Origin of the sequence: Flavobacterium sp. (assembly GCF_040382755.1) — a bacterium.
Classification (GTDB): Bacteria; Bacteroidota; Bacteroidia; order Flavobacteriales; family Flavobacteriaceae; genus Flavobacterium.
The window spans coordinates 1-10400 of the sequence record NZ_JBEIET010000072.1; the positions used below are offsets into that span (position 1 = coordinate 1).

Annotated in this window: 12 protein-coding genes; 7 read left to right on the top strand and 5 right to left on the bottom strand. The window is 31.9% G+C overall.

The window, feature by feature from the left end:
* The 4 genes from ABWO04_RS07570 to ABWO04_RS07585 all read left to right on the top strand — a co-directional run.
* The coding region (locus ABWO04_RS07570; RefSeq protein WP_353078778.1) for a GxxExxY protein at positions 1–264 on the top strand (264 nt) is incomplete at its 5' end.
* Between the two features lie 111 nt (positions 265–375).
* Entirely contained in the window at positions 376–2487 is a 2112-nt protein-coding gene (metG, locus tag ABWO04_RS07575; protein ID WP_353078780.1) for a methionine--tRNA ligase, read from the top strand.
* 1 nt (position 2488) lies between these two features.
* Positions 2489–3175, top strand: a complete 687-nt coding sequence (locus ABWO04_RS07580; protein WP_353078781.1) for an HAD family hydrolase — start codon at positions 2489–2491, stop codon at positions 3173–3175.
* Entirely contained in the window at positions 3172–3795 is a 624-nt protein-coding gene (locus tag ABWO04_RS07585) for a CatA-like O-acetyltransferase (RefSeq protein WP_353078783.1), read from the top strand. The genes ABWO04_RS07580 and ABWO04_RS07585 overlap by 4 nt, the downstream gene beginning before the upstream one ends.
* A 44-nt stretch (positions 3796–3839) precedes the next feature.
* Here ABWO04_RS07585 and ABWO04_RS07590 read toward each other — a convergent pair whose 3' ends face one another.
* Positions 3840–4160 (bottom strand): single-stranded DNA-binding protein, encoded by a 321-nt coding sequence (locus ABWO04_RS07590; RefSeq protein WP_353078785.1) that lies wholly within the window; start codon positions 4158–4160, stop codon positions 3840–3842.
* A 231-nt stretch (positions 4161–4391) separates the two neighbouring features.
* Here ABWO04_RS07590 and ABWO04_RS07595 point away from each other — a divergent pair, with 231 nt between their 5' ends.
* Both ABWO04_RS07595 and ABWO04_RS07600 read left to right on the top strand, forming a co-directional pair.
* Positions 4392–4736, top strand: coding sequence for a hypothetical protein (locus ABWO04_RS07595; RefSeq protein WP_353078787.1), 345 nt, complete (start codon positions 4392–4394; stop codon positions 4734–4736).
* A gap of 1 nt (position 4737) precedes the next feature.
* The gene (locus tag ABWO04_RS07600) at positions 4738–5556 is read left to right on the top strand and encodes an NAD(P)H-binding protein (protein ID WP_353078789.1); all 819 of its coding nucleotides are present in this window, start codon (positions 4738–4740) and stop codon (positions 5554–5556) included.
* A gap of 5 nt (positions 5557–5561) precedes the next feature.
* Here the strand turns inward: ABWO04_RS07600 and ABWO04_RS07605 are convergent, their stop codons facing one another.
* The 4 genes from ABWO04_RS07605 to ABWO04_RS07620 form a co-directional block, all read right to left on the bottom strand.
* Positions 5562–6137, bottom strand: a complete 576-nt coding sequence (locus tag ABWO04_RS07605; protein WP_353078791.1) for a hypothetical protein — start codon at positions 6135–6137, stop codon at positions 5562–5564.
* Between the two features lie 73 nt (positions 6138–6210).
* Positions 6211–7137, bottom strand: a complete 927-nt coding sequence (locus ABWO04_RS07610; RefSeq protein WP_353078799.1) for a GYDIA family GHMP kinase — start codon at positions 7135–7137, stop codon at positions 6211–6213.
* Positions 7138–7258: 121 nt separating this feature from the next.
* Positions 7259–7675 carry a GxxExxY protein gene (locus ABWO04_RS07615; protein ID WP_353078793.1) on the bottom strand — a complete coding sequence of 139 codons (417 nt, stop codon included), beginning with the start codon at positions 7673–7675 and terminating at the stop codon, positions 7259–7261.
* Positions 7676–7803: 128 nt separating this feature from the next.
* Complete coding sequence (locus tag ABWO04_RS07620) at positions 7804–9108, bottom strand: hydroxymethylglutaryl-CoA reductase, degradative (protein ID WP_353078795.1); 1305 nt, start codon at positions 9106–9108, stop codon at positions 7804–7806.
* Positions 9109–9243: 135 nt separating this feature from the next.
* Here ABWO04_RS07620 and ABWO04_RS07625 point away from each other — a divergent pair.
* Positions 9244–10400: beta-propeller domain-containing protein (locus ABWO04_RS07625; protein ID WP_353078797.1), on the top strand; the 1157-nt coding region annotated here is incomplete at its 3' end.

Sequence of the window (10400 nt, forward strand, 5' to 3'; positions counted from 1 at the left end):
AAACAAGCGGGTTTGAAAGTTGAGAAAGAAAAATCAATTCCATTGATTTTCGAAGAAGTTAAACTTGAGAGTGGCTATCGAATTGATTTATTAGTCGAAGATAAACTTGTTATAGAGTTAAAAAGTGTTGAGATGCTTTCCGAACTTCATTTTGCCCAAACTTTAACTTATTTAAGGCTTGGCAAGTTCAAACTTGGCTTACTTTTAAACTTTAATTCCGTTCTTTTGAAAGAAGGTATTAGACGAGTTGTGAATAAATTATAATTTTCACGACATTTGTACTTTAAATACTTAAAATCGCTTTAGCGAAAAACTTAAAATTACTTTGTGAAGCTTTGCGAAAAACTTTGCACCTTTGCGTTAAAACAAAAAATTATGTTAGAAAATCCAACTCGAGGCAACGCCGAACTGAGCGAAGCTAAAAGATATACCATTACAGCGGCACTTCCTTACACCAATGGACCCATTCACATTGGGCATTTAGCAGGAGTTTATGTGCCATCTGATATATATTCAAGATATTTACGATTACAAGGAAAAGATGTGGCTTTCATTTGTGGAAGCGACGAGCACGGTGTAGCAATTTCAATGAAAGCTAAGAAAGAAGGCATCACACCTCAACAAGTAATCGATAAATATGACGGAATTATTCGTCAATCTTTTTTAGATTTTGGAATTTCTTTTGATAATTATTCCCGAACTTCCTCGGAAATTCATCATAAAACAGCTTCGGAATTTTTCAAAAAGCTTTACGATAACGGAGATTTCATCGAAGAAACTACCGAACAATTATACGACGCAAAAGCAGACCAATTCTTAGCAGACCGTTTCGTTACTGGAACGTGTCCAAAGTGCGACAACCCAGAAGCGTATGGCGACCAATGTGAAAAATGTGGTTCGACTTTAAACGCAACCGATTTAATCAATCCGAAATCGACTATTACTGGAGAAACGCCTATTTTAAAATCGACAAAACACTGGTTTTTACCTTTAAATCGTTACGAATCGTTCCTTAGAGAATGGATTTTGGAAGGTCATAAAAACGATTGGAAACCGAATGTTTACGGACAAGTAAAATCGTGGGTTGATGGTGGTTTAGAACCAAGAGCTGTTACACGTGATTTAGATTGGGGGATCGATGTGCCTGTTCCAGGTGCGGAAGGAAAAAAATTATACGTTTGGTTTGATGCGCCTATTGGTTACATTTCAGCAACTAAAGAATGGGCGGCTCGCGAAGGAAAAGATTGGGAACCTTATTGGAAAGATGCCGATACAAAATTGGTTCATTTCATTGGGAAAGACAATATCGTATTCCATTGTATCATTTTCCCAGCGATGTTAAAAGCGGAAGGAAGTTATATTTTACCAGATAATGTTCCTGCAAACGAATTTTTGAATTTAGAAGGTAACAAACTGTCTACTTCTAAAAACTGGGCAGTTTGGTTACACGAATATTTACAAGATTTTCCTGATAAACAAGATTCGTTACGTTATGCGTTAACGGCAAATGCGCCAGAAACAAAAGACAACGACTTCACTTGGAAAGATTTTCAAGCCAGAAATAATAATGAATTAGCGGCGATTTTTGGAAATTTCATCAATCGTGTGGTGGTGTTAACCAATAAATATTACGACGGAATAGTTCCAACACCAAACGAATTTTCAGAAGTTGACGAGCAAACTTTAGCCGAACTAAAAGCCTATCCAGCAGTAATTTCAAGTTCAATTGAGCGTTATAGATTTAGAGAAGCGTTGGGCGAATTAATGAACGTGGCCCGTTTAGGAAATAAATATTTAGCCGACGAAGAACCTTGGAAAATGATTAAGGAAAATCCGGCAAGAGTACAAACGCAAATGTATGTAGCATTGCAAATTGCTTCTGCATTAGCAATACTTTCTGAACCGTTTTTACCGTTTACATCTGCTAAATTGTGCAACATTTTACAGATTAAAGTCAATAATTGGAATTTAGAATTTGAAAATTGGAATTTGACAAAACCTGGGAATCAAATTGGTCAAGCCGAAATTTTGTTTGCCCAAATTGAAGATGCAGAAATTCAGAAACAATTAGATAAATTAGAAGCAACTAAAACCGCCAATCAAGTGGAAAACGCAAAAGCTGAACCGCAAAAAGAAATCATCACTTTTGAAGATTTTGCCAAAGTAGATTTACGAATCGGGACGATTATTGAAGCCGAAAAAATGCCAAAAGCCAACAAATTATTGGTCCTAAAAGTAGATACAGGAATTGATGTAAGAACCATCGTTTCTGGAATTGCAGAGCATTTTACACCAGAAGAAGTCATTGGAAAACGCGTAACGGTTTTAGTAAACCTAGCACCAAGAGCATTACGTGGTGTGGAAAGTGAAGGTATGTTATTATTAACCAATACTGCCGAAGGAAAATTGGTTTTCGTAAATCCAGATACTTCGACTTCTCTCAGCACTAGTTCAGAAGGTGTGATTAATGGCGCGATGATATCTTAGTATGACCCCAAAAATAATCGCATTCGATGCAGACGACACCCTTTGGCACAACGAACCTTATTTCGATGAGGCGCAAGAACGCTTTTGTGTATTGTTTCAAGATTATGCGTCGCATCAAGAAATTTTAGGATTAATTTTAAATCATCAAGTCAATAATTTGCCGTTGTATGGTTTTGGTATCAAAGCGTTTACATTATCGATGATTGAAACCGCTTTAGAATTGACTAATCATCAAATTTCGGGTAAAGGTATTGAGCAAATTTTAGCTATTGGAAAAGATTTATTGCAAAAACCAGTAGAACTATTACCAAACATCACCGAAGTTTTAGAACAATTGCAAGGAAAATATAAATTGGTCGTAGCCACAAAAGGCGATTTAAAAGACCAACATAGAAAATTACACGATTCGGGAATTGGTGCTTATTTTCATCATATTGAAGTGATGAGCGACAAAACCGAGTTGGATTACGAAAAAATGTTGAATCGCTTAGATTGCAAAGCCGGAGATTTTTTAATGATTGGAAATTCCTTAAAATCCGATGTTTTACCTGTGTTAAATATTGGCGGACACGCTATTCATATTCCGTATCATACGACTTGGGAATACGAAAAAATTGATTTTGAAATTGAACATAAAAATTTCAAATCCGTTACCCAAATTACTGAAATTTTACCCTTACTAAAATGAAGCAAATAATAGACCTCGCGACCTGGAACCGAAAAGAACATTTTGAATTTTTTTCAACTTTCGAAGAGCCATTTTTTAGCATAACAACTCCTATTGATATGACTATAGCTTATGAAAAGGCAAAAGCTATGCAAATTCCGTTTTTTGTTTACTATTTGCACAAAACAATTGTTGCGGTTAATCAAGTGGAAAATTTCAGGTATCGAATTGAAGGAAAAGAGGTAGTGCTTTATGACGAAATAGATGCTTCATCAACCATTATGCGTGAAGACAAAACGTTTGGTTTTTCATTCATGAAATTTCATTCTAATCTTCATGAATTTGCTAAAATTGTACAAACGGAAATTGAACGCATTCAACGAACACCTGGACTATTTACACGAGAATTTCCTGAGAATATTATTCATTTTTCTGCTATTCCTTGGATCAACTTTACTGGTCTAACGCATTCTAGAAGTTATACGTTACCCGATAGTTGCCCAAAAGTTTCGTGGGGGAAATTAATGGATGAAAACGGCAAAAAAACAATGTCGGTAGCAGTTATGGCGCATCATGGTTTGGTAGATGGTTATCACATGGGATTATTTGTAGAGGCTATACAAACCGAATTAAACAAATAAACCACTGATTGCTCAGTGGTTTATAGAACCAAAATTTAATTGAATTACTTACCTAATAACAACAACTCATTTACTAAAATTTCGGTTACATAGCGTTTGTTACCGTCTTTATCGTCATAACTTCTGTGCGATAGTTTTCCTTCGATGGCAATTTCCTTACCTTTGACAACATACTTTTCAATGAGTTCGGCAGTTTTTCCCCAAGCCGTAATTTTGTGCCACTCGGTTTGTTCTACTTTTTCACCTTTTGCATTGGTATAATGCTCGTTTGTTGCCAAAGTAAGGTTTGCAACTTTTTTGTCGTTAATTGATTTAACCTCTGGATCTTGTCCTACATGTCCGATTAATTGTACTCTGTTTTTCATGGCGTGTAAAATTTAAATATTTATATAAATTAAAATTTGTTTATCGACTGAACTCGTTGTTTCATTTCGACAGTGCAAAGATGTGGCAAGAAAAAAACGTTACTCGGTTGTTATTCATTTAAAATCGATTGTAATTGTTTGTTGTCGTTTGTAAATGGAAAATAAAAAATCTAAAAGCATTCAATATTTCTATTTTTTTACTACTTTTATTGGACCTCAAATAAAAATATTATGAATAAAACTTGTTTAGAATGTCAAGATAAAATTGTAGGGAGAGAAGACAAAAAGTTTTGCAGCGATGGTTGCCGAAACGCCTACAACAATAAAATGAATAAAGATCAAACCAATTTGATGCGAAATATAAACAACAAATTGCGTAAAAATTATCGAATTTTAACCGAATTAAACCCAGAAGAAAAAACCAAAACAACCAAAAATAAATTAATTAGTAAAGGTTTTGATTTTGAATTAATTACTTCAATTTATACCACAAAAACTGGAAATGTATATTATTTTGTATACGATCAAGGTTATTTGGCGTTGGAAAATGAAAGTTATGTATTAGTAAAAAAATAAAATGAAAGTATCTATATTAGGTTGCGGCTGGTTAGGCTTCCCTTTAGCTAAAAAGTTAATTGATAATGGTTTTGAAGTGAAAGGCTCTACCACTTCTGAAAATAAATTAGCTGTTTTGAAATCAAATAAAATAGCGCCTTATTTATTGGAGCTTTCTGAAACTAAAATTAGCAAATCAATTACTGATTTTTTAAACGATTCTGAAATTCTAATTATAGATATTCCGCCAGGTTTAAGAAAAATTACAGAAACCACTTATGAAAAAACGTTTGTAAATAAAATCAAAAATTTGATTCCTTTTATTGAAAATTCAACTGTAAAAAAAGTGCTTTTTATTAGTTCCACTTCTGTCTATGCTGAAACTGCAACTATTCCAACTGTTAATGAAAAAACTGTTTTAAATCCAAATACAGAAAGCGGAAAACAATTAATGGAAGTCGAAAATTTATTGCGAAATAACTATAATTTTCAAACCACAATAATACGTTTTGGTGGTTTGATTGGCGAAGACAGAAACATAGTAAAAATGTTAACTGGAAAAACCAATGTTGCCAATCCGGAAGCTCCGATAAACTTAATTCATCAAGAAGATTGTATTGAAATTATTTGCGAAATACTAAAACAAAACTGTTGGAATGAAACTTTTAATGCCGTCGCACCAATTCATCCTACACGAAAAAAGTATTATACCGAAAAAGCTAAACAGTTGCATTTGATTGCTCCAATATTCACAGAAAATGAAACAAATTTTGGGAAAATTGTTTCAAGTGAAAAATTAGAAACAATTTTAGATTATAGATTTAGGAAATTAGACTTATAATCAAACTAATTTTTCATTAAAATAATCCATTTCCAATCTGCAGGATTTCCTACTCCAACGCTTGGCGTATATAAATATAAATGTACCACTCCAGTAGGATTTGAGATTAAATACTGTCTCACTTTTACCAAGTTTTGCACAGCCATCCATACCTGATTGTAATTATTAGATAAATTGGATTGAGGTAAAATATGATTGAAGCTTGTTGATGGAAAAACAACGTCAGCTGTTAATACTGCCTCAAATTGATTGGCCGTTAGCATATTTTGTGGATGATGAATTTGTCCTAAACCCATCCAAATAATATCACCATCAAAAAGAATTTGATTAATTTCATCATATTTCAACTTAATATTTCCAAAATCAGTAGCAGGAACAGATTGATGAGAAATAGTAAATGAATTTGAATTTTCGGCATACGTAGTTTCTTTACCGCCCTGAAACGTATTTGTTAAATAATCTACTTTAAGCAGTAAAACTTTGTTAGGTTCATTTTGAGTTTCCTCAGTAGGTGCGTTTTCTTCTGAACAAGATGAAAATAATGAAACGAAAATAAATAAAATAAAAAGTAACTTTTTCATAAAATTATTTTTTTTATATATATGCTTATTAATGAATTACTTATGTAAAAATAATGATTTTTTATTAAATAAATTAAACTAAAATCATTTCATCATATGTTAAAATAGTTTCGTACCCTTTCGAATTAAAATAAGGTATTGGATTTTCTTTTGAGAGTACCATAACGAAGTCGCCGCCCCAGGCACCTAAACTTTTAATAGTCCCATTAAAATCAGAAAATAAACGCTCTTTTACGGTTTCTAATTCTAAAATATCGCTTAATATAATTTCGTGATGCACTAATAAATCTTTGGTCGTTTCTAAATTTAGCGAAAGCAGCATTCTATTAGTAATCTCAGAAATGGTTGCTGTTTTTTTGGTTAAAAACTGTTGCTTATTCATATAATTTTGAATCGCGTGACGGCTGTTTTGTTTTTTATTTAAATATACAAAATAAATATTTTCCTTATATTTCGGATAAAAATCAACCACCTCAACAATGGGTTTTTCGTTTTCATCTAATTGATACGTTATTGGAAAATTATTACTGGCGCAAGCTATATCATAACCGCTACCACCAAAACTTTTCCTTAGTAATTCAAACGCATCAATTTGTAACCATTGTGCAATATTATTAATTAAAGTAGAAGATGTACCTAAGCCCCAATTTCTTGGAAATGTGACCTCTGTTTCAATAATATATCCCGTTTCCGAAGTTAGAAAATTTGGATTTTGAAGATGGGCTTGATGTAAAATTTCAACTAAAGTATGTTTTATGAGATGTTCTTCTTGAAAATTTTTAGCTGTAAGAATTTCCTCAAAAGTGAATTCAGTTTCAAACCAAACGCTTTTGTCAGCATCCAAACTGGTCCAAAATATTTTTTTTTCTACACTCGAAGCAACGCGTAAATATTGACCAAATTTCGTTGGCAAGGCTAAAGCTTTGGCACCATTTAAGACCAAATATTCTCCAGTAATTAGGAGTTTCCCGTTAGAGTAGAATGTGTTTTTGTTAACCATATAAGTCATATAAGCTTTTTCTGTTTATCTAAAACTTTATAAAGTAGGTTTAAGTTTTTACTTCGTAAATTTAAGTGATTTTATTATTTAAATTTTTAACTTATATTTTAAAATAGTAATTCTATTCCGGTAATAATCTATAAATTTCATTTACAAAAGTTTGCTGACCATCATAAAAAATATTATTCACATTAAAATTTATTAATAAACCAATTGGAACTTTTAATAAATTCATATAAGTTAATATTTGTGCTTCAAATATGGAATTAACTTCTGAAACCGACTTTAGTTCTACAACTAAAACATCCTCAATTAAAAAATCGCATCTCAATTTTGTTTCTAAAAAATGACCTTTATACACAATTGGAACTTGATTTTCAGAAATATATTTAATGTTTCTTAATTCAAATTCTTTTAATAAACATTGATGATAAACGGATTCTAACAATCCTGGACCTAATGATTTATGAACTTCAATGGCAGCACCATTAACTTTATAAACTAAATTTTTTAGTTCTTTTTTTGATACTTTTTTCATGGCTTGTATTATTTAATTTATGGCTTGTATTACTATGTTTAATAAATTTCGTTAAACGAAATACTTATATGAACTTTAATTTACACTTTAAATTATAATGTATTTAAAAACTTATATGACTTATATGTTTAATTTTTTCTCAATGCTTCTAAAAAGTTAACCACTAAATTATGTGCAACCGTTTGATTTTCAAAATGTGCTATAACAAGTTGTTTCTCTTCTTTTGTAGCTTGGTGCTGATTTAAGATATTATTCAAATGCATTTTCATATGTCCTTGTTGAATTCCAGATGTGGTTAACGAACGTAGTGCGGCAAAATTTTGAGCCAATCCAGCAACAGCAACAATTTCCATTAATTCTGTTGCAGAAGGATTGCCTAACATTTCTAAAGAAAATTTGACTAATGGATGTAAATTAGTTAAACCGCCAACAGTTCCTAATGCTAAAGGCACTTCCAACCAAAAAGTAAATATTCCGTTTTCTATTTTAGCGTGAGACAAACTTGTGTAGCTTCCGTTTTTACTTGCAAATGCGTGAACACCGGCTTCTACAGCACGGAAATCGTTACCTGTTGCTAAAACCACCGCATCAATTCCGTTCATAATGCCTTTATTATGCGTTACAGCTCTGTATGGCTCTACTTCTGCGATTTTTACAGCGGTTAAAAACTTTTCTGCAAATTCACTTGACGTGATGTTGGCATCTTCATTAAGTTCTGAAACTGGACAAGAAACTTCGGCACGAACTACGCAATTTGGCACAAAATTACTCAAAATACTCATCACAATTTGAATCGATTGGATTCCAAATTCTTCTGATTTGTTTTTAAATGTTTTTGCAAATTGTTCTAAACAAGAATTGATAAAATTCGCTCCCATGCTGTCCTTAGTCTGGAAAGTAGCGTGCAATTGGTAATAATTGTCTAACGCTGCCGTTTTATCTATTAGTTGAATATCTGAAATTCCGCCACCACGCTTTTGCATATTTTTGGTAATTCCTTCCGATTCAGAAAGTAAAAAAGGCTTTACAAAATTGAAATATTCAATAAGTTTTTGTTTATCACCTTCATACATAAAATGAACTTGACCAATTTTTTCAGTGCCTAAAATAGTCGTTTTAAATCCTCCTCGTGCTCCCCAAAATTTTGCAGCTTTACTTGCGGCTGCTACAACAGAGCTCTCTTCAATAGCCATAGGTATGGTATAATTTTTACCATTAATTGTAAAATTTGGTGCGACACCTAACGGCAAATAAAAATTTGTTAAAGTGTTTTCAATAAATTCGTCGTGTAGTTTTTGAATTGAAGCATCAGAATTCTGATAGCTTTGTAATACGGCAATTGCTTCTTTTGGATTGGAAAAATGCTTTTCAGCGATCCAATTTATCTTTTCTTCTTTAGTTAGTTTTGAAAAACTTGTAGTATTTAGTGCCATTAATTTCGGATTGATTGACAAAGATAATAAAAGTAATTTTTAAAAAAATAAAACTTAGAAAGTAAAAAATTCAATATTTATTATGAATATGTCGTAAATTTTCACTAAAATTGGAGGTTTTTACAATCAAAAAATATGAGAAATTTTACAAGTATTCTATTATTGTTACTAACCTCTTCAATATCAGTTGTTGGGCAACAAAAATTGACTTTAGAAGAAATTTGGGGCGGCGCGTTTAGAACAAAAGGCATGGACGAATTGAATGCCATGAAAAACACCAACCAATATACAGTTTTGAATTTTGATAGAAATTCTAAAAGTATGCAAATTGATTTATTTGATTATGCTACATTAAATAAAGTTGCAACTCTTATTGATACGAAAGATTTTGCGGCATTAACTTCTATTGATAGTTACACATTTGATCAGGCAGAGAAAAAAATATTAATAGCAACAAATACCGAATCCATATTTAGACGTTCATTTACAGCAAATTATTTCGTTTATGATATTGCATCTAAAAAATTATCGAAATTTACCGATAAAGCCATTCAAGAACCTGTTTTTTCTTCAGATGGAAATAAAATAGCCTATGCTTTCGAAAACAACTTGTATGTTTTTGATTTGTTGTTAAATAAAGAAACGCAAATTACTTCAGACGGAAAGAAAAATAGCATTATTAATGGAATTACAGATTGGGTTTACGAAGAAGAGTTTGCTTTTGTAAGGGCTTTTGATTGGAATGCTGACGGAACTAAAATAGCCTTTATTCGTTTTGATGAAACGGATGTTCCAGAATTTTCAATGGATATGTATAACCAAGGTTTATATCCTACACAAGCTGTTTTTAAATATCCGAAAGCAGGAGAAAAAAACGCAGACGTTTCTTTACATATATACGATGTAGCTTCGACAAAAACTCAAAAAATTGATTTAAGTACTTATTCCGATTTTTATATTGCAAGATTAAAATGGACAAGTGATAAAAATGTATTGAGTGCGCAAGTGATAAACCGTAATCAAGACAATTTAGATGTGTTATTTGTAGATGGAAATACGGGTGCTAAAAAAGTAATTTTAAATGAAAAAGATAAAGCTTACGTCGATGTAACGGACAACTTAACCTTTTTGAAAGACAATAGTTTTATTTGGACTTCAGAAAAAGACGGTTTCAATCATATTTATTATTATGACAAAACCGGAAAGTTGAAAAACCAAGTTACAAAAGGAAATTGGGATGTAACCGCTTATTATGGATTTGATGAAAAAAACAAAACAATTTATTATCAATC

Excerpts from the sequence above, each read along its gene's own strand:
- ABWO04_RS07590 (WP_353078785.1), bottom strand. The coding sequence starts at position 4,160 with ATGAAAAACAGAGTACAATTAATCGGACATGTAGGACAAGATCCAGAG.
- ABWO04_RS07600 (WP_353078789.1), top strand. The coding sequence starts at position 4,738 with ATGAAAGTATCTATATTAGGTTGCGGCTGGTTAGGCTTCCCTTTAGCT.
- ABWO04_RS07615 (WP_353078793.1), bottom strand. The coding sequence starts at position 7,675 with ATGAAAAAAGTATCAAAAAAAGAACTAAAAAATTTAGTTTATAAAGTT.
- metG (WP_353078780.1), top strand. The coding sequence starts at position 376 with ATGTTAGAAAATCCAACTCGAGGCAACGCCGAACTGAGCGAAGCTAAA.
- ABWO04_RS07585 (WP_353078783.1), top strand. The coding sequence starts at position 3,172 with ATGAAGCAAATAATAGACCTCGCGACCTGGAACCGAAAAGAACATTTT.
- ABWO04_RS07605 (WP_353078791.1), bottom strand. The coding sequence starts at position 6,137 with ATGAAAAAGTTACTTTTTATTTTATTTATTTTCGTTTCATTATTTTCA.
- ABWO04_RS07580 (WP_353078781.1), top strand. The coding sequence starts at position 2,489 with ATGACCCCAAAAATAATCGCATTCGATGCAGACGACACCCTTTGGCAC.
- ABWO04_RS07595 (WP_353078787.1), top strand. The coding sequence starts at position 4,392 with ATGAATAAAACTTGTTTAGAATGTCAAGATAAAATTGTAGGGAGAGAA.
- ABWO04_RS07620 (WP_353078795.1), bottom strand. The coding sequence starts at position 9,108 with ATGGCACTAAATACTACAAGTTTTTCAAAACTAACTAAAGAAGAAAAG.
- ABWO04_RS07610 (WP_353078799.1), bottom strand. The coding sequence starts at position 7,137 with ATGGTTAACAAAAACACATTCTACTCTAACGGGAAACTCCTAATTACT.